General features: G+C 72.0%; 18 protein-coding genes and 1 riboswitch. Of the genes, 9 read left to right on the top strand and 9 right to left on the bottom strand.

The annotated features are described in order from the left end of the window. Positions 1 to 161: 161 nt before the first annotated feature. The 3 genes from AB0E90_RS38620 to AB0E90_RS38630 are packed head-to-tail and all read right to left on the bottom strand — an operon-like array spanning position 162 to position 3,906. The gene (locus AB0E90_RS38620) at positions 162 to 491 is read right to left on the bottom strand and encodes a hypothetical protein (RefSeq protein WP_360416957.1); all 330 of its coding nucleotides are present in this window, start codon (positions 489 to 491) and stop codon (positions 162 to 164) included. Then, entirely contained in the window at positions 488 to 2,431 is a 1,944-nt protein-coding gene (locus AB0E90_RS38625) for a primary-amine oxidase (RefSeq protein WP_360416959.1), read from the bottom strand. Before AB0E90_RS38625 ends, AB0E90_RS38620 begins: the two co-directional genes overlap by 4 nt. Continuing rightward, entirely contained in the window at positions 2,428 to 3,906 is a 1,479-nt protein-coding gene (locus AB0E90_RS38630) for an APC family permease (RefSeq protein ID WP_360416961.1), read from the bottom strand. Before AB0E90_RS38630 ends, AB0E90_RS38625 begins: the two co-directional genes overlap by 4 nt. A gap of 127 nt (positions 3,907 to 4,033) precedes the next feature. Here AB0E90_RS38630 and AB0E90_RS38635 point away from each other — a divergent pair, with 127 nt between their 5' ends. Beyond that, positions 4,034 to 4,627 (top strand): TetR family transcriptional regulator C-terminal domain-containing protein, encoded by a 594-nt coding sequence (locus AB0E90_RS38635; protein ID WP_360416963.1) that lies wholly within the window; start codon positions 4,034 to 4,036, stop codon positions 4,625 to 4,627. Here AB0E90_RS38635 and AB0E90_RS38640 read toward each other — a convergent pair. Next, complete coding sequence (locus AB0E90_RS38640; protein WP_360416965.1) at positions 4,624 to 5,718, bottom strand: epoxide hydrolase family protein; 1,095 nt, start codon at positions 5,716 to 5,718, stop codon at positions 4,624 to 4,626. The genes AB0E90_RS38635 and AB0E90_RS38640 overlap by 4 nt on opposite strands. Before the next feature lie 84 nt (positions 5,719 to 5,802). Here AB0E90_RS38640 and AB0E90_RS38645 point away from each other — a divergent pair, with 84 nt between their 5' ends. Next, a complete protein-coding gene (locus AB0E90_RS38645; RefSeq protein WP_360416967.1) occupies positions 5,803 to 6,429 on the top strand; it encodes a helix-turn-helix domain-containing protein in 627 nt (208 codons plus the stop codon). On the opposite strand, the gene AB0E90_RS38650 is transcribed toward AB0E90_RS38645, so the two are convergent. The 3 genes from AB0E90_RS38650 to AB0E90_RS38660 all read right to left on the bottom strand — a co-directional run bounded on the left by AB0E90_RS38650 (position 6,402) and on the right by AB0E90_RS38660 (position 13,341). Continuing rightward, a complete protein-coding gene (locus AB0E90_RS38650) occupies positions 6,402 to 6,821 on the bottom strand; it encodes a VOC family protein (RefSeq protein ID WP_360416969.1) in 420 nt (139 codons plus the stop codon). The two genes, AB0E90_RS38645 and AB0E90_RS38650, sit on opposite strands and share 28 nt — an antisense overlap. A gap of 4 nt (positions 6,822 to 6,825) precedes the next feature. Next, on the bottom strand, positions 6,826 to 11,934 hold the full coding sequence (locus tag AB0E90_RS38655; protein ID WP_360416971.1) for a diguanylate cyclase: 5,109 nt from the start codon (positions 11,932 to 11,934) through the stop codon (positions 6,826 to 6,828). A gap of 69 nt (positions 11,935 to 12,003) precedes the next feature. After that, complete coding sequence (locus tag AB0E90_RS38660; protein WP_360416973.1) at positions 12,004 to 13,341, bottom strand: L-serine ammonia-lyase; 1,338 nt, start codon at positions 13,339 to 13,341, stop codon at positions 12,004 to 12,006. A 127-nt stretch (positions 13,342 to 13,468) separates the two neighbouring features. Then, positions 13,469 to 13,571, bottom strand: a riboswitch (glycine riboswitch). Positions 13,572 to 13,736: 165 nt separating this feature from the next. Between AB0E90_RS38660 and AB0E90_RS38665 the strand changes: the two genes are divergently transcribed. The 7 genes from AB0E90_RS38665 to AB0E90_RS38695 all read left to right on the top strand — a co-directional run bounded on the left by AB0E90_RS38665 (position 13,737) and on the right by AB0E90_RS38695 (position 17,811). Continuing rightward, complete coding sequence (locus AB0E90_RS38665; protein WP_360416975.1) at positions 13,737 to 14,834, top strand: glutamylcysteine synthetase; 1,098 nt, start codon at positions 13,737 to 13,739, stop codon at positions 14,832 to 14,834. 5 nt (positions 14,835 to 14,839) lie between these two features. Continuing rightward, a complete protein-coding gene (gene coaD, locus AB0E90_RS38670; RefSeq protein ID WP_360416977.1) occupies positions 14,840 to 15,238 on the top strand; it encodes a pantetheine-phosphate adenylyltransferase in 399 nt (132 codons plus the stop codon). Between the two features lie 44 nt (positions 15,239 to 15,282). Then, the gene (locus AB0E90_RS38675; protein WP_360416979.1) at positions 15,283 to 15,627 is read left to right on the top strand and encodes a metalloregulator ArsR/SmtB family transcription factor; all 345 of its coding nucleotides are present in this window, start codon (positions 15,283 to 15,285) and stop codon (positions 15,625 to 15,627) included. Then, positions 15,624 to 16,073, top strand: coding sequence for an SRPBCC domain-containing protein (locus AB0E90_RS38680; RefSeq protein WP_360416981.1), 450 nt, complete (start codon positions 15,624 to 15,626; stop codon positions 16,071 to 16,073). Before AB0E90_RS38675 ends, AB0E90_RS38680 begins: the two co-directional genes overlap by 4 nt. Continuing rightward, positions 16,070 to 16,423, top strand: a complete 354-nt coding sequence (locus AB0E90_RS38685) for a nuclear transport factor 2 family protein (RefSeq protein ID WP_360416983.1) — start codon at positions 16,070 to 16,072, stop codon at positions 16,421 to 16,423. Before AB0E90_RS38680 ends, AB0E90_RS38685 begins: the two co-directional genes overlap by 4 nt. Positions 16,424 to 16,497: 74 nt before the next feature. Next, a complete protein-coding gene (locus AB0E90_RS38690; RefSeq protein WP_360416985.1) occupies positions 16,498 to 17,157 on the top strand; it encodes a Type 1 glutamine amidotransferase-like domain-containing protein in 660 nt (219 codons plus the stop codon). 21 nt (positions 17,158 to 17,178) lie between these two features. Next, entirely contained in the window at positions 17,179 to 17,811 is a 633-nt protein-coding gene (locus AB0E90_RS38695; protein WP_360416987.1) for a DinB family protein, read from the top strand. Between the two features lie 7 nt (positions 17,812 to 17,818). Here the strand turns inward: AB0E90_RS38695 and AB0E90_RS38700 are convergent, their stop codons facing one another. Next, on the bottom strand, positions 17,819 to 17,971 hold the full coding sequence (locus AB0E90_RS38700; protein ID WP_360416989.1) for a hypothetical protein: 153 nt from the start codon (positions 17,969 to 17,971) through the stop codon (positions 17,819 to 17,821). A gap of 6 nt (positions 17,972 to 17,977) precedes the next feature. Further along, positions 17,978 to 18,778, bottom strand: coding sequence for a hypothetical protein (locus AB0E90_RS38705; protein WP_360416991.1), 801 nt, complete (start codon positions 18,776 to 18,778; stop codon positions 17,978 to 17,980). Positions 18,779 to 18,782 lie beyond the last annotated feature (4 nt).

The raw sequence follows: 18,782 nt of genomic DNA on the forward strand, positions 1-18,782 counted from the left end.
GCTCCACGATGGACGGCATCTCAGGCACCCGGACATCCTGCCGAACAACCCCGGCAAGATCAAACCGGCCCGAAACAGCCGACCTGATTAGTTACTAGGCCGCATTCACCAGGAATGCCATCCGGATCATCGCGGTGGTGAGCCCGATGCGACCATTCTGTTTACCCACTGGGCGAGCGTACCGCCGTAATGGCCAGCAACCACAGGCCGACCTGGAGGAACGGCACCGCGAGGAAGGTGGCCGAAAGGCCGCCGGCCAGCGCGTGCATCCCGGCCATCACCACCGCGAGCACCACCGTGTCGCGCCAGGCCACCGGGTCGGCCGGGCGGCGCCACAGGTGGACGCTGCAGCGGGCGCAGACCAGCGCCAGCAGCAGCATTCCGGCGGTCAGCACCGGGGCGTGCCGGGCGTGCTCGCCGGCCAGGGCGAGGTGGCCGAGCGAGCCGGCCACGCCGAGGACCGCGGCGGCCCGCCCGGTCAGCTGTCTCATCGGCAGCAGTGGTCGCCGGAGCCCGGCGTCGCCGGCACGTCCAGGGTCGGGTTGCGGTCGAAGAAACCATCCGGGGCGAGCGTGAAACCGGCGTAGTCCACGGGCATCACCGGCCAGTCCTCCAGGCGCGGGAAGTGGGTGAGGCCGAAAGTGTGCCACACCACGATGTCCTCGCCGTCGATGTTCCGGCCGGCCCGCACATAGGACGGCAGACCCGCCCCGCCCGGGTGCTGGTTGACGACCGGGCCGGCCGCCCACATCTCGTCGGGGGCGTAGCGGGTGACCCACAGGCTCTTCGTCGCGAACGCCGCACGCGACACGGCCGACGACGACGGGTCGGCCATCAGCAGCGGCTTGCCCTCGGGGTGCAGCACGTAGGCGGGGGCGTGGCCCATCCGGTTCGTCGTCGACGAGCTGGAGATGCGCCAGACCCGGCCGATGCGGTTGTCGGCCTCCCGGGCGGACTCACTCTCGGTGCCGAGGCGAGTGATCGTACGGGTCAGCGCGTTACCCCACGGATTGGCGTCGCTCACCGGGACCCGGGCGATGTCGATCTCGTCGACGGCGTTGGCGGGACCGTCGATCATCGTGTCCAGGCGCGCGCAGAACAGGTGCTGATGAACGGGAGCGCCAAGACCAGGAGCAATTTCCGTGGCGTACGGATAATCGCCGCCCGGATGGCCGGAGGTGAAGACGATGCCGGTGGCCTTCGCCTCCAGCTCGATCTTGCCGTCCAGATAGAGGTACCAGTAAAAGCCGTAATCGTAGTTGCCGACCGTGACGAAGAACGAGATCACCAGGCGTCGCTGGCGACGGGTCTCCTTGGTGCCGGCGAACATGTCGGTGTGCTTCCACAGCACCCCGAAGTCCTCCTCGTGGATGCAGATCGCGTTGGCGATCTCCCGCGGCTGCCCGAGGTCGTCGGCGACGGTCGCCGAGCGGTAGACGATCTCGCCCAGGCAGTCGCAGCCGAGCTCGAGGGAGTTGGCGAGCCGACCGAACTGGTACTCCCCCACGTCGAAGTAGTTCTGCCAGGCGTGCGTGGGTGACGGGTCGCCGTAGTTGACCACCATCTCGCTGACCGACGCCCGGTAGAGGATCGGCCGCCCGCCGAAGCTGAGCTGGTGCAGGGTGAGCCCTTCCCGGCCGTTGAAGCCGAGCCGCACGCTCCAGCCCTCCCAGCTGAGCACGTCGCCGTCGAGCGCGAAGCTGACCCCGTCCGGCTGGGTGATCTCGATCGGCCGCAGGGTGGTCCGCTCCGGGCCGCGGACCGCCGGGTCGAGGTAGTCGCCCGATTCGGCGGGCACTTCGAGGTGTCCGGTATCGATCAGGCGGAGGATCTTCCGGTTCGTCAGGTCGATGTGCGCGACGATGCCGTCGATCGGGTGCGCCCAGACCGAGTCGCTCGGGTACTCCTGCCAGAACGCGAGCGCCCGGCATGCCCGGATCCCCACCTCGTCGGCGTAGCCGAAGACACCGGCGGAGAGCGCCACGACGCGGACCCGGGACAGGTCGGTGATGCCGCGCCGGGCCAGGGCCGCCACGTAGCCGGGGTCGGCCTTGCAGATCTCGTCGGCCAGCACGAAGTCCTCGTCGAGACTCGGCGCGACCCCGTCGACCGCCGGGTCGAGCACGTCGGCGCTGGTGAGCGAGGGCGACGCGACGTCCGTGACGTCGGCGATCACCGAGGTCACCGCACCCGTCCCGAGGTCGGTGAGCAGGGCCGAGACCTCGCGCGGGAGATCGGCACGCTGGGCGAGCACGTCACTCTTGGCGGGTTCACGAAGCATGACGTACGAGAACCGCGTAGCCGCTCCGCCGAGGCCGGCCTTCTCGACGGCAACACGCAGCGCCTCGATCTCGCCGGCCGCCAAGGGAGCCAGGGGGTGGGCGAGGCGGTCGCCAGGCCCGGCCGGGTGCCGCTCGGTGCTGGTGGTCATGCGGTTGCTCCTTCGGTTTCGGTGATCTGGCCGACCAGTCCCGCCTCGCGGGTCTCGAAGCGCAGGTCGAGCCAGTGCGCTTCGTTCCGCCTCCGCACATAGGCGGCGACGGCGAGCCCGACCAGCAGCGCCACCACGGGCGCGGCGATGAGGACGGCGTTGAGCCCGGAGTCGGTGGACCCGGTGAGGGCGCTGATGTTGCTGATCGCGGTCCAGCCGACGATGGCCAGCCCGATCAGGGCGAGGATCGGCGCGATGACGGTGTTCCACACCCGCCGGTCGAGCCGGGTGCGGGCGAAGAACACCACGACCGAGGCGGACGCGAGCACGAACAGGCCCAGGATGCCGATCGCGCCGGTCGAGGAGATCCAGGTGAAGACCTGGGTGAGCGGGTCCCAGCCGAGCCCCATCCAGAGCGCGAGCAGGGCCAGCGAGATCCCGGTGACCAGCAGCGAGGCCCGGTACGGCGACCGGTGCACCGGATGCGTGGCGGACAGCCGGATCGGGAGCAGCCGGGACCGGCCGAGCGAATGCAGGTAGCGCGCCACCACGTTGTGGAAGGAGATCGCGCAGGCGAACAGGCTGGTGCAGATGAGCACGCCGATCGTGTCGGACAGCCATTGCCCGACGTAGTCGACCGCGGTGACCTGCACGAGGTCGGCGGCGGCCAGGTGGTCGAGGGCGATCCCCTGCACCTGGCCGGTCCCCCAGGCGCAGACCAGCAGCCAGGTGGCCAGGGTGTAGAAGACGCCGATCCCGATCACCGCGGCGTAGGTGGCCCGCGGGATCGTGCGCTGCGGGTCACGCGCCTCGTCCCGGAAGATCGCGGTGGACTCGAAGCCGCTGTAGCCGCCGAACGCCATCATCACGCCGAGCCCGAGCGGCCCGGAGGTGACCACGGAGGGCTTGAACGAGTCGAACGAGACGCCGTTGCGGATCACCACGGCCGCCGACAGCACCACGATGACCAGCACCTCGAGGACGAGCAGCACCCCGAGGACCTTGGCCGACAGGTCGATGTCGCGGAAACCGAGCCAGGCCGCGACCGCGATGGCGATCAGCGTCCACAGCCACCAGGACGTCGCCGGGCCACCGAAGGTCTGAATCAGAGCGGAGACCGAGAAGCCGAGGTACGCGTAGATCGCGGTCTGGATGGCCAGGTAGGTGAACAGGGCCAGGAACGCGGCGGCCGACCCGAGGTGCCGGCCGAGCCCGGCGCCGACGAACGTGTAGAACGCGCCGGCGTCCTTCATGTGGTGGGCCATCGTGGTGAAGCCGACCGCGAAGAGCAGGAGGATGACGCCGGCGAGCAGGTAGTTGGCGGGGATGCCGCCGCCGTTGGTCAGGGCGATGCCGATCGGGCTGGCCATCACGACGGTGAGGGGCGCGGCGGCGGCCACGACCATGAAGACGATCGCGACGGGACCGAGGCGGCCGGAGAGGCGGGGGCCGGGGCTGGGGCTGGGGCTGGTCATTGCGGCTCCTCTTATTTTGAGCGCTGCTCAGCGAAAGATATTGAGCGCTTGCTCGAAATAGATGACGCCCGTATGACGGCCGTGTAACTCACCCTCGGTAATCTCATCCGCGAGGAAGGGACGAACGTTGCCCAAGATCGTCGACCATGACCAGCGGCGCGGTGAGATCGTCGAGGCGTTCCTGGCGGTGGTCACCCGCGACGGCCTGCCCGCGGCCAGCAGCCGGGCCATCGCGTCCGAGCTGGGCATCGGCACCGGCGCCCTGTGGCACTACTTCGACGACTTCGACGCCGTGGCGTCGGCCGCCTACCAGCGGGTCTTCGAGCGCACCAACGGCCGGATCGCCGCCGCGACGGCGGGCCGGCGCGGCCTGGACGCGATCGAGGCGATGATGCGCGAGATCCTGCCGCTGGCCAAGGAGACCCTGGACGAGGCGCACGTGGTGGTCGGCTTCTGGGGCCGCCTGGCCGCGAACGACCGCCTGGCCGCGGCGGATGCCGACGTCGGTGAGCTCTGGGGCGGCCAACTGCGCGACTTCCTGCGCGAGGCGATCGCAGACGGCGAGCTCCGCCCGGAGACCCCGGTCAGCGGCCTGGTCGACATGCTGCTCTCGATGTCGATCGGCCAGCAGGTGCACGTCGTGATGCGCTCCCCCCTGGCCGACCCGGCCCGCCAGTGGTCCCTGCTCGACACCTGCCTGCGCCCCTGGCGCACCTCCTAGGCCAGCCCGGCGAAGAAGGTGCGCACGTCGTCGGCGTACAGCTTCGGTTGTTCGGTGGGCAGGAAGTTGCCGCCGGCCGGGAGTTCGGTCCAGTGGGTGACCGGGGCTTGCCGGTCCGCGAAGCGGCGGATCGTGATGTCGGTGACGCCGAGTGCGACGCCCAGCGGGACCACCGACCGGGGTTTCGGCGCCCACGCGGTGGGGTCGTGTGCGGCCTCCCAGTAGAGGTTGGCCGACGAGCCGGCGGTGCCGGTGAACCAGTAGAGGCTCACGTTGGTGAGCAGCAGGTCGCGGTCGAAGGCGGCGGCCGGGTCGGTCCACTCGGTGAACTTCTCGGCGATCCAGGCGAGCTGGCCGGCCGGCGAGTCGTGCAGGCCGTAGGCCAGGGTCTGCGGCCGGGTCGACTGGATGGCGTTGAAGCCCATCCGGTCGTCGCGGAACTCCTGCAGGCGCTGCAGTCTGCCCTGCTCGGCCTCGGTCAGGCCGGCGAAGTCGGCCGGGTCGCCGCCCGGGAACGTGATGTGGCCGTTGACGTGCGTGCCGATCACCCGGGCCGGTTGCCGGCGGCCCATCTCGACGGCGATGGCGGCGCCGCCGCCGGTGCCCTGCACGCCGTAGCGGTCGTAGCCGAGGCGGGCCATGATCTCGTTCAGCGCGGCGGCACTGCGGGCCGTGGTCCAGCCGGCCGAGGTCAGCGGGCCGGAGAAGCCGACCCCGGGGTTGCTGACCAGGACGAGGTGGAAGTGGTCTCGCAACGCCTCGACGACCGGTAGGTAGAGGGCGAACGAGCCGGGCCAGTCGTGACTGATCAGCAGCGGGGTGGCGTGCTCGTCGGCCGAGCGGAGGTGGGCGAAGTGCAGCGTCTGGCCGTCGACCTCGGTGCGGAACTGCGGGAGCTCGTTGAGCCGGGCCTCCGCGGCTCGCCAGTCGAAACCGCCGGCCCAGTAATCGGCCAGCGAGCGCAGATAGGAGACCGGGACGCCGCGGCGCCAGCCCTGGCCGGGGATCTCGCTGCCCCAGCGGGTGCGGCGAAGGCGGTCGTGGAGGTCGTCGACGTCGGCCTGAGGGATGGCGATGCGGAAGGGGATCATGACGAGGCCTTTCGGAACGGAATGTTTCGTTCCGGTCCAGCCTAGCAGAGCGGAATGATCCGTTCCACTGCTAGATTCGGCGGTATGACCACGGCTGGGCGCGCGCAACAGGCGGTACGCAACAACGAGGCGATCCTGGCGGCGGCGCGGGAGGTGTTCCTGGCCGACAAGCGGGCGCCGATCTCGGCGGTGGCCGAGCGGGCCGGCGTCGGCATCAGCGCGCTCTACCGGCGGTACGCCTCCAAGGAGGACATGCTGCGCACGCTCTGCGCCGACGGGCTGCAACGCTTCATCGCCGAGGCCGAGCGGGCGGCGGCCATCAAGGACTACTGGGCGGCGTTCGAGTCGTTCCTGCGCGGCGTGGTGGACGCCGACGTGCATTCGCTGACCGTGCATCTGGCCGGCACGTTCCCGCCGGACGAGCAGCTCGCCGCCGACGCGACCCGGGCCAACGAGCTCGCCGTCGGCCTGTTCGAGCGGGCGCGGCCGTTCATGCGCGCGGACGCGGCGCCGGCCGACGTGACGATGATCCTGGAGATGTGCGCGGCCGCGCGGGTCCCGGACGCCGAGCGGACCCGGGAGCTACGCGGCCGCTACCTCACCATGCTGCTGGACGGGCTGCGCGCGGGCGGGCCGCTGCCCGGGCCGGCGCCGACCGTGGCCGAACTGAACTGGCGCTGGACTCAGGCGACGAACACGCAGAACAGGTGACCGTCGACATCGGCGTACACCCGCAGGGGTTCTTCCTTGTCGTCGCTGCGGTCGAAGCGCAGCGTCGCGCCCAGCGCCAGCGCCCGTTCGTGCTGGGCGTCGAGCTCGGCCACCGAGTCGACCGAGGTGTCCAGGTGGTACTGCTGCGGCACGCCCGGCTCGGGCCAGGTCGTGTGTGGAAACGGCTCGGTCTGCTGGAAAGCGAGTGAGACGCTGCCGGAGGGATCCTGCAGCACCAGCCAGTCCTGGCCGTTCTCGTCCGGCTCGCCGGGCGCGGGCGGCTCGTCGCCGGGGCGATAGTCCAGGCCGAACATCTGGCGGTAGAACTCGGCAAGTCTGCGCGCGTCGGTGGAGTCGAGGACGACCTGCCGGATGCGGGGATATGTCGTCATCGGCTCAGGAAACCACAACCCGGTTCCGGCCGCTCTCCTTGGCGCGGTAGAGCGCGTGGTCGGCGCGGGCCAGCAGCTGGTCGAGGCCGGCGTCGGACGGGTCGAGGTGGGCCAGGCCGACGCTGATCGTCACGGTCAGCTCGCCGGCCTGGGTAGGAATAGGCGAATCGCCCACGGCACAGCGCATCCGCTCGGCCAGTTCGCCCGCGGTTCCGAGATGGTCGGGCAGGACGACGGCGAACTCCTCGCCGCCGTAGCGGCCGAGCACGTCGGACTGGCGGATGCTCGCCCGCACGCGGGTGGCCACGGCGCGGATCACCTCGTCGCCGACGCCATGCCCGTACGTGTCATTGATGATCTTGAACTTGTCGATGTCGAGCATAACGGCGGCGAGCATCCGGTCGCCCCGGGCGGCCGCCTCGACCAGCGTGCCGGCGAGGGCGTAGAAGTGCCGGCGGTTGTGCTGGCCGGTGAGCTCGTCGCTGGTGGCCAGCTCCTGCACCCGGCTGAACAGGCAGGCGTTGAGGTAGGCGCTCATCCCCTGGGTGGCCAGGGCGGACGCGATCTGCGCGGCGCCGTCGCCGAACGAGTCGGCGCTGAACAGGGCCATCCCGGCCCGGCCGTCCCGGTGCGCCAGCGGCACCGCGAGCACGCCGCCGACCAGCTCCGGCGTCTCACCCACGGTCACCGCCGTCGGCGCCGGACCGCCGAGCAGGGCCGGATCGGCCTTGCCGACCACCTCGACCACGGTCGAGCCGTCCGGGCTGAGCAGCAGGCCGCCGTCCGCGTCGAGATGATCGGCGAGCATGCCGAACAGGGTGCGCAGCAGCTCGGCCGGCTCGTGGATGCCGCTGAGCTCGGCCAGGCTGGCCCGCAGCATCTCGGCGAACGCCTGCTGCTGTTGCGCGGACTGCACGGCCAGGTGCAGCTGCGCCGCCCGCGCGGTCTCCAGCGAGACCGCGACGTGGCTGGTGACGCCGATCAGGACCTCGACGTCGTCGGCGGTGAAGATGCCCCGCGCCAGCCGGCTGTCCAGGTAGACCACGCCGAGCATGGTGCCCTTGAACTGCACCGGGACGACCATGATGCTGCGCAGTCCGTGCACGACCGCGCTGCGCGAGCCGAGTGCCGCGCCCTGTTCGGTGCCGCTGACCACGAGCGCCTCACCGTCGCCGGCGACCCGCCGCACCAGGGAGGCGCCGTAATCGGCGATCTCGGCCAGGTCGGCGCCGCCGGCCGAGCGACCGGCGAACTGCACCGGCTCCCCCGCCTCGTCGAGCAGGAAGAACAGCGCGCGCTCGGCGCCCAGGATGCGCAGCATCTCGTCCAGCGCGACCCGGGCCAGCTCCTGCGGGTCGAGCAGGGTCGCCGCGGCCGCGCCGACCTGCTGCAGCGCTTCGAGGCGGCGGTTGCGGCCGCCGTCGCGCCGGTCCACGACCGTGTGCCGGTTGGTGGCCGCGTTCTCGTCGGCGCCGAACTCGAGCCGGGCCTGGCGGCGGCGGGATTCCCAGCCGTAGTGGCCGGCCAGGGCGATCGCGAGGCGGGCCTGCCGGTCCGACTCGTTGAGCAGGCCGAGCTGGCGGAACGCGCGAGCGCGGAACCGGGCCACCTCGAAGTGCACGACCGGCGCGTCGGATTCGCGGGCCACCCGCTCGGCCTTGTCGCTCCACTCGATGGCCTTGCGCGGCTCGCCGCCCATCTGCGCGAGGGCGGCCTCGCCGATCAGGTAGGCCGAATTCAGCGTCGGTGACGCCTTGCGGACCCGGCGCAGGTCGTCGACGGCGGCCTGGGCCGCGGCCAGCCGGGCCGGGCGCTGGGCGTCGTTGGCCATCCGCAACTGGGCCATCCGGCCGTGCGACTGGAAGAGGTAGAACAGCTTGTGCTGCGTCATCATGTCGCGGACGCGCAGGCCGAGGGCCTGCCACTCGGCGACGAGCTCGTTGAACGGCTCGCCGAACTCGCCCTGCTCGATGAGCGCGCAGGCGTTGGCGACCAGCAGGTGGGCACGCTGCACGGTGGGGGTGGTGGGCGCGGACAGCGCCTCGCGGATCACGGTCAGCTCGGCGGCGGCGTCGCCGTGGCGGCCCTGCATGGCCGGGATCATCACCGACAGCATCGCGAACGAGCTGCCGCGCACCAGCGACGGGTCGTCCAGCCAGCGCAGGCCACGGTCGTACTCGGCCTGACTCTGGTCGATGTAGCCACGCAGCAGCAGCCGCAGGCCCATGGTGGCGAACCCGGGGATGAGCTGGGCCGGGCCGTACCAGCGGGCGTGCTTGGTGATGGCCTCCTCGTAGGAGCTGCCGTCGTCGTGGGCCCCGAACAACCAGGCCGCGCCGTGCAGCCAGTCCACGTAGGCGGTCAGGGCCGGATCGCCGAGCTGCCCGGCCACCTCGGCGGCGCGGGCGAAAAGCCGTTCGGCGGTGCCGCGCAGCTTGACCACCGCGGCGACGTAACCGACCAGGGCGTAGACCCGGACGTACTCGGGGCAGGGGCCGAGGCGGTTCACCGCGTACATCGCGCGCATGCCGAACACCCCGGCCTCGCGCAGGTGAAGACCGATTCCGGCGGCATAGCCGCCGGCATCCAGGGCGGCGGCGAGTGCGGCGAGATCGTCGCGGCGCCGGCCCTGTGCTTTTCCAGATCCCCATCCGGTACGGCGTACGACGGCGCCCGCGAGCCCGATGCCCAGGGTGGAGACGACCACGCCGAACGGGTTGCGTGGCAGCGGGCGGCGCAGCTCGGCGAGCGCCTTGCCGGTCGACTTCAGCGCGCTCAGGTCGTCCCACACGGTGTGGTGCAGCTCGATCTCGGTGGTCAGCAGCCGGGCGCGGACCCGCCGGTCCTTCTCCCCGCCGATCGCCGCGCCCAGGGTGGAGCCGGCCTCGGCGAACCGGGCCGCGCGAAGGTAGGCCAGGGCGAGCGGGTGCAGCACCTCGGAGCTCGGCGACGGGTCGAGCGCGAACGCGTCCTCCAGGTAGCCGACCGCCTCGCCCGGCGCCATGTCGTCGAGGGCCCGCAGGCCGGCGACGAGCGCGCTGCGCCGGCGACGGTCGGCGGAGATCAGCTCGCCGGCCCGGCGGTGGTGGCGGGCGAGCGCGTAGACGTGGTCGGCGTCGCGCAGATGCTCGGGCAGTTCCTCGAGCGCGTCGGCGATGGCGGCGTGCAGCCGTTCCAGGCGGTCCGGGCCGACCCCGTCGAGCAGGGCCTCGCGCAGCAGCGGATGCATGAAGACGAACCAGCCGCCGGGCCGGACCTCCACGACCCGGCGGTCCACCGCGGCCGCGACCGTGGCCACCACCTGGTCGGCGCCGCCGCCCGCGGCGACCAGCGTCTCGGTGCGGAACCGGGGTCCGGCGACGGCCGCGGTGACCAGGAAGTCGCGGTCGGAGTCGGTGAGGGTGGCCAGCCGCGAGGCGAGCAGGGCGCGGACGTCCTCGGCGGCGGGCAGCGCGTCGGCGGCGGCCGCGTCGAAGTTCCAGGTGCCCCAGAACGGGGTGATCAGGCCGGCGTCGAGCAGCCGCAACAGGTAGGTGACCACGGCCAGGGGCGAGCCGCCGGTGCGGGCCGCGACGTGGGCGATCAGCTCGGCCGGGACGGTGGCGCCGGGCAGCCGGGAGGCGACCAGCGCTTCCACCGCGGCCGCGTCCAGCGACGGGCAGCGGAGTTCGAGGTCGGGCTCCGCCGCGACCGGCTCGCCGCTGCCGTCCCGCTCGGTGAGCAGCAGCAGAAGCGGCACCCGGGGCAGCTCGGGCAGCAGCAGGGCGAGGACCTCGCGGCTGCCGGGATCGAGCCAGTGGGCGTCGTCGCAGAGCAGCAGCATGCCGTTGCTCCGGCGGGCCAGCTCGGCCAGGAACGTGGCGACGGCCGCGAACAGGTGATCGTCGCGGCCGGGGTCGCCGGCGCGGGCGACGTCGCCGAGCAGCTCCTCGATCGAGCCGGTGAGCCGGGCGATCAGGGCCGGACCGGCCGCCGCGGCGGCCTGGCGGATGTGCTGCTCGGCCTCGGCCCGGCGCCCGGCGGGCAGCAGGGCGATGGAGCGCAGGTGGTCCTCGACGGCGGCCCGCAGCGGTGCGAGCGGCAGCGCCTCGTCCTCCTGGCAGGCGGCCCGCAGCACCAGGGCGTCGGTGACGAGGGCGGCCGCCTCCTCGGCGAGGCGGGTGCGGCCGGCGCCGCCCGCTCCGCGGATGACGGCCAGGCCGCCACGGCCGGTGCGGGCCCGGCGCCAGCGGTCGGCGAGACCCTCCCGCTCGGTCTCCCGGCCGCACAGCGGCCAGCGGGTGACGGCGGCCACGGCCGCGGCCTCGCCGCCCGGGCATTCCCGCAGGGCGGTGAGCAGGGCGCCGGCGTCCGGGTAGCGGTCGTCCGGGTCCTTGGCGAGCAGGCGGGTGATGATCGCGGCGAGGGCCGGGCCGCCGGTCGTGATCTCCGGGACCGGCGCGGTCAGGTGCATCCGCAGCAGCTCGCCCACGTCGCCGGCCTCGAACGGCACCTGGCCGGTGAGGCATTCGTAGAGCACGACACCGAGCGAGTAGAGGTCGGACCGGCCGTCGACCGGGCGCTTGAGCATGCCGGACTGCTCGGGCGAGGTGTAGAGGAACGTGCCGACCGCGCGGTCCTCGGCGGTCTCCGGCTCCGCACCCAGCATCGCCAGCCCGAAGTCGATCAGCTTCGCCACGCCGTCCGGGGACCGCATGATGTTGCCGGGTTTCACATCGCGGTGCACCAGGCCGACCCGGTGCACGGCGGCCAGGCCACGGGCCAGCTGGGCGGCCAGCTCGACCACCCGGTCCGGGGCGATCGGGCCGTGAGTGAGCTGGTCGGCGAGCGAACCGCCGGGGATGTACTCGAGGATCAGGGCCGGCACGCCCTCGTGCCGGCCGGCGGCCAGGATGCGGGGCACGCTCGGGTCGTCGACACAGGCCAGCAGGGCGGCCTCACGCTGGAACGCGTACAGCAGGCCGGGCGCGCCGGCGCTGTCCGGGTTGGGGCGCTTGAGGGCGTACAGGTCCGAGCCGCGCCGGACCCGGTGCACGGTGGTGAACGCACCACGGCCCAGCTCCTGGTCGAGGGTCAGGCCCGTCAGGTCTGCCGCCGTCTCCAACACTGACATCACTCCGCTGCTCTCGGTTCATGGCTCCCATCGGCAGCAGCGCAGTCGACCTGACTCTTCTGGTTCGGCTCAGCACTCGACAACCGTCACAGCGAGGCCGCCCCGCGACGTCTCCTTGTACTTGGTCGACATGTCCCGGCCGGTCTCGCGCATCGTCACGATCGCGGTGTCCAGGCTGACCCGGTGGGTGCCGTCGCCGCGCAGCGCCAGCCGGGCCGCGTTGATCGCCTTCACGCTCGCGATCGCGTTGCGCTCGATGCACGGCACCTGCACCAGGCCGCCGACCGGGTCGCAGGTCAGGCCGAGGCTGTGCTCGAGGGCGATCTCGGCGGCGTTCTCCACCTGGGCGGGACTGCCACCGAGCAGCTCGCACAGGCCGGCCGCGGCCATCGCGGCGGCCGAGCCGACCTCACCCTGGCAGCCCACCTCGGCGCCGGAGATGGACGCGGCGCCCTTGATCAGGATGCCCACGGCCGCCGCGGTCAGCAGGAAGCGCACCACGCCGGCCTGGTCGGCGCCCGGCACGAACCGGTGGTAGTAGTGCAGCACCGCGGGGATGATGCCGGCCGCGCCGTTGGTCGGGGCGGTGACCACCCGGCCGCCGGCCGCGTTCTCCTCGTTGACCGCCAGGGCGTAGAGGTTGACCCAGTCGATCACGTGCAGCGGGTCGTGCCGGTCCGGCATCGCGGTCAGGTCGCGGAACAGGGCCGGGGCCCGGCGGCGCACCCGCAGGCCGCCCGGCAGCAGGGCCTGTTCGGCATGCAGGCCGCGCTCGACGCAGCCGCGCATCACCGCCCAGATCTCGGCCAGCCCGCTGTCGATCTCGTCGTCGGTGCGCGCGGACCGCTCGTTGGCGCGCATGATCTCGGAGATCGGGGCGTTCTCCCGGGCGCAGATCGCGAGCAGCTCGTCCCCGGTCTCGAACGCGTGCTGTTCCTCCGGCGTGCCCACCGAGGCCTGGCGCATTTCGTCCTCGGCCAGGATGAAACCGCCGCCGACCGAGTAGTACACCTGCTGGGACATATCGGCGTTTTCGTCCCAGGCGGTGAAGAGCATGCCGTTGGGATGGAGCGGGAGACTGCGGCGGCGGTGCAGGACCAGCTCGTACGGGACCGGGCGCTTGCCGCCGAGCAGCACCGTGCCGCTCTCCTGGATCGCGGCGAACCGCTCGGCGATGCGGGCGGTGTCGACCGTCGCCGGGTCCTCGCCCTCCAGGCCGAGCAGTACGGCGGAATCCGAGTGGTGGCCGCGGCCGGTGGCGCCGAGCGACCCGAACAGCTCGGCTCGCACGCGGGTGGCGTGCGGGAACTCGGCGGCGAAACGGCGGGCGGCACGCATCGGTCCCACGGTGTGGGAGGACGACGGGCCGATCCCGATGGAGTAGAGATCGAAGGCGCTGACCGGCACGGCAAAGGCTCCCTGCTGAGGGTGGCCTCCCCGCTCTGTCATGGGTACCTGAGAGCTTCGCCGCCCGGCCTCGGGCGGTTTGCACCATGGGTGCGGGACCACGTCGTCCCGGCTTTCCAGAGACGCCTGCCATGCGACGGTATCGGAGCCTGAGAGATTCCCGGGGAGGGTTTGCTCCTTCGGCGCCCCGGCTCGGCTCGCCGATCCGGGAACTCTTCCGCCGTGGTTCGTGCGGCGCTTTCTTCGGTTGTGGTCCCCAGGGTCACAGCCGCGTCCGGGACCGTCAACCCGACTTAATGCCGTCGAAAGGGACTGGCCGAACGGCTTATTCCTATCGAGCAGATAGGAATGCTATCTTGGCGTCTCCGGACGAGCCGACCCGAGCGGGGCGCCACGTGACACAGCTGACCGAGCAGGCCGCCGAGCTGCTCATCGCCGACCGGGCCTTCGCGCCCGCGCCGCCCGGCTTCGTCGGGGCCGCGATCGACGTGCCGGCGGCGGGTGGGGTCGCCGAGCGCACCCGTCTGCGCCACGGCTTCCTCGCGGCGCGCCGGGCCCGCACCGCGGTGGTGAGCGGGCCGCCCTCCCCCGGCCTGGCGATCTGCCTTTCCCGCATGTCGGAAGATCTCGAGCTGGCCCGCCCGATGATCGCGGATCCCGGTCTGCCGGTTGCCGACGGCGCCGGGATCCGGGTCGGTCTCGAAGCGGGCCTCGAGGGCGGCGGGCCGCTCGGCCTGTCCCGGCGGTGGGCTCTCGCGCACACTCTCGCCCCGGTGCTGGCGGCGGCGTTCGCGAACACCCCGGGCGCCGGGTGGCGCAGCGTGCGGCAGGCCGCACGGCGAGATCTCCCGGTGCTTGCGCCAGGTGCGCCACGGGCGGCTTGGGTGGCGTACGCCATGGATGCCCCGGACCCGCATGGCCGCAGCCTGCGCGCCCGCTTCCGGCCCTCGCCGCCTTCTGCGACCTCGCAGCCCTCCGTGGCCTCGCCGTCCTCGGTGGCCTCGCCGTCCTCCGTGGCCTCGCCGCCCTCCGTGGCCTCGCCGCCCTCCGTGGCCTCGCCGCCCTCCGTGGCCTCGCCGCCCTCCGTGGCCGAGTTGTGCCGCCACGTCGATGCGCTGCGGCCGCCGGTTGCCGCTCGCGGTCATCTGGAGATCGACGTCGCCGACCACCTGCCCGGCGACGACTGGCGCGTCCCGGTGGCCGTCGTGACCACCCTGCTCGACGATCCGCAGGCTGCGCTCGACGCGCATGCCGCGACCGCGCACCTGGCCGGCGAGCCGCGCCTGTGGGAGCGGGCCGCGCGCGACGCGCTGACCGACCCGATCCTCGCCGCGGCGGCGCGGGAGTGCTTCATCGCCGCCTACGCCGCGATGGCCCGGCTGGGTGCCGCGCGCACGCTGCGCGACGCGACGGCCGACTACACCGAGCGGTACGTGTTGCGCGCCCGCACCCCTGCCGACGACATCCTGGACCGCATCGCCGCCCAGGCCTGACGCCCGTGCCCGACGCGGTCTACCCGGGGACCTTCGATCCCTTCACGCCCGGGCATCGCGATGTCGTCGACCGGGTGCGGCATCTGTTCGACCGGGTCGTGGTGCTCGTCGCGATAAACCCGGAGAAGGAGCCGGCCGCCACCCAGGCGCAGCGGCTGGCGGCCCTGCGCGCCTCGCTCCCGGCGAGCTGGAGCAATGTGGGCGTCGCCGCCTGGGCCGGCCTGACCGTCGCCTACTGCCGCGAGCACCACGCCGGCGTGATCGTCCGTGGCGTCCGCAACCACACCGACATGCTCTACGAATACCAGCTGGCCGCGGTCAACCAGGAGCTGGGCGTCACGACGTTGCTGGTCCCGGCCCGCCCCGAGCTGGCCCGGGTCTCCTCCACCGCGCTCCGCATCTGAAAACAACCACTTGTGCAAGCGGTCGTTTTCATTATAGTGGTGCCATGCCGCCCGTCCCGGACCTCGATCTGGCCTTCGCCGCGCTCGGCGATCCCGTCCGGCGCGCCCTGGTCTCGCGCCTCGCCCGGGGTGACGCCACCGTGGGTGAGCTGGCCGGCCCGTTCGACCTGACCCCGCAGGCGATCTCCCACCATGTCGGCGTGCTGCGCCGATGCGGCCTGGTCGAGCAGCGGCGCGAGGGCACCCGCCGACCGTGCCGGCTCCGCGCCGACCAGTTGGCGCTGCTCAGCACCTGGATCGACGACCAGCGCCGCACCTGGGCCGACCGCCTCGACGCCCTCTCCCAGCACCTGGCGGATCCCCTTTCGCAGCCCCTGGCGGATCAGTGAGCGCCGAGGTGCGCCGCGAGCTTCGCGGCGACGAGCTGATCGCCCGGCGCGATCTTCTGGCCCCGCCCGAGCGCGTCTGGGCCGCCTTCACCACGGCGGCCGGGATCGCCGCTTTCTGGGGCGGCTCGCACGCCACCGTGCCGCCGGCGTCGGTGACGGTCGACCTGAGTGTCGGCGGCGAGTTCGCCCTCGACACCCAGGCGCCGTCCGGCGCGACCCGGCGACTCCGGTTCGTCTGTGTGCGCATCACCGCACCGCATGAGCTGGTCTTCGACGAACCCGTCACCGGCCTCCGCACGACCGTCACCCTGCGCGCCGCCGACGGCGGCACGCGCCTCACCGTCCACCAGCGCCGGCTTCCGCCCGAGCTGCGAACCGCCCAGGCCGCCGACGGTCTGGCCGCGATCCTCGACGCCCTGGCCGCACACCTCCGGAGAACCCCATGACTGCCCAGCGCGACCTCGTCGCCGAATACTTCGCCGGCTTCCGCACCAGCGACCACCCACGAATCCTGGCCACGCTGACCGACGACGTCGAGTGGGTCATCCACGGCCACCGGACCACCCGCGGGCGGACCGAGTTCGACGGCGAGATCGAAAATCCGGCGTTCACCGGCAGCCCGCAACTCGACGTCAAGCGCGTCCTCGAGGACGGCCCGGTCGTCGTCACCACCGGCGAGGGCCGTGGCGTCAGTGTCCAGGGCGGGCCGTTCCACTTCGCCTTCAACGACCTGTTCACGTTCCGCGACGGATTGATCGCCCGGGTCGACTCCTACGTCGTACCCCTAAATCTTTAAGTCCGCGATGAGTTCCGGCGCGGTCCCTGGTCTATAGGGACATTCACCTTCCGCGCGCTTATCTGGAGGCACCTTTGAAGCTCCTGCTCACGTCGGGCGGCGTCACGAACCCGAGCATCAACGCGGCGCTCGTGCAGCTTCTCGGCAAGCCGATCGCCGAGTCCCGCGCCCTCTGCATTCCGACCGCACAGTGGGGTCACCCGAGCTGCGGGCCGGCATCGGTGCGGGGTCTGCTGGCCGCCGAGCCCAGGTGGCAACACTTCACCGGCCTGGGCTGGGCGTCGCTCGGCGCCCTCGAGCTCACCGCGCTGCCCACCATCGGCGCCGAGCGGTGGATCCCCTGGGTCCGGGAGGCCGACGTGCTGTTGGTCGACGGCGGCGACGCGACGTATCTGCACCACTGGATGCGGGAGTCCGGGCTGGCCGATCTGCTGCCCACGCTGCCCGACACGGTCTGGGTCGGCGTGAGCGCCGGGAGCATGGTGATGACGCCCCGGATCGGCGAGTTGTTCGTCGAGTGGAAGTCCGCACCGGACGACCGCACCCTGGGCGTCGTCGACTTCTCGATCTTCCCGCATCTGGACGCCTTCCCGACCAACACCATGGCCGAGGCCGAGCGGTGGGCCGCGGACATCGGCGGCCCGGCCTACGTCATCGACGAGCAGACGGCCATCCAGGTCGTCGACGGCACCGTCGAGGTGATCTCCGAAGGGACATGGAAGAAACTCAGGTGACGTGGCTGGGAGACTGCCCCCATGGTGGCTCCGATCGGCATTCCCGACAGCACTCTGGTCTCGGCGGCGCTGGAGCATGCGCGCGCGGGCCTTCGACAGATCCCCGACGACGGGTGGGGGCGGCCGGCGGACGGTCTCGACTGGACCTGCCGGGAGACGATGGCGCACATCCTGGATGACCTGGGCGCCTATGCGATGCAGCTGTCCGGGGCGCATGGCCACGAGGGCTATGCGCCCCTGATGGAGTTCTCGCTGAGCCCCGGGCGGCCCCCGTGCATGTTCTGGCCGGAGGAAGAAGGCGGCACCCGGGCGGTTCTCGACTGCCTCGACGCCGTCGGCGGCCTACTTGTCGCGGTGATCGCCAGCGTGCCCGCGGACCGCACCGGCTGGCATCCCTACGGAAACCCCGACCGCTCGGCGCTGGCCGCGATGGGGATCGTCGAACTGGCCCTGCACACCCGCGACATCCTGGGCGCGCACCACCTCGACCACCGCGCGCCGGCGCCGATCGTGGAACCGTGCCTGGAACGCATCTTCGCCCACGCCACCCGCTCCGATGACCCCTGGCACGACCTGCTGGCTGCCACCGGCCGCACGCCGGAGAGCCGGGGACGTGCGTGGCGGTGGGACTCCACCGCCGCGGCTGCCCGCTGATCCACCACTACCTTTTTGTGGTGCGAAACCGGAACGACCGGCCGAAGTATCCATACACCGCGAGCCAGGACCCGGCCGCGCTCATCGCGTAACCGACGAAGTGGTAATCGGCGAGCGTGAACACCGAGTGCAACGCGAGCGCGAAGCCGGCGCCGAACAACCTGGTTTACGTGATCAGGTCGATCAGCGAGCCGGCGACGAAGAGGAAGAGCGCGACGCGGCGCAGCGGGTGCAGTGGCCGGGCGCGGTTGAGCAGCCGGGCGCTCCACAGGGCCGGCCAGGCGGCGACGCGCCACATCACGGCGCTGATGGCGCCGGGCGCCTCGTAGGCAGTGGCGGCGAGACCGGCGAGGCCGAAGAGGACCGGAAGTATAAGAAGGACGACCGGAAACCGGCCCCAGTGCGCATCACCGATGACCTTGACGCCCACCAGCGGAAGGACCAACGCGACGACCATCAATGCTCCGAAGGCGTTCCAGGACCGCTTTTCGGCCTGCGAGGCCGCGTTCAGCAGGCTCGCTTCGCGCGGTGGCATGGTCTTCCGCAGGAGAGCATCGATGCGGTCCTCGGCGAATGCTCGCACCCGAACTACCTCGCTGTCGTCCAGAGCCCGGAAACGCAGATCGAACCTGGCCCGCGCCTCGGTCATGACCTCGTGCCAGAACGCGATGAACGCGGCGCTGTCGATCTCGGCGACCGGCGATTCGGCCGGCGGCTTGCCGACGATCTCGTAGAAGGCGACATTGTCGTAGGACCGCGAAACGACGAACTCCGCCAGCAGCGTACGGCGAAGCTGCAGCACAGCGTGGATCCCCTTGCGCCGATGGCGGCGCCGGGCCGCCCGGATGGCGCGCTTGCGGAGCCTTACTCCCCGCGCCCGCAACCGGTCGGGATCGAGCACATCGATCACCGCCGTCAACCCGGCGACGAACACGAGCAGCTTTCCCCACCAGGCAAGCGAAGGCATGGCC

Source organism: Actinoplanes sp. NPDC026619, from assembly GCF_040638295.1.
Taxonomy (GTDB): domain Bacteria; phylum Actinomycetota; class Actinomycetes; order Mycobacteriales; family Micromonosporaceae; genus Actinoplanes.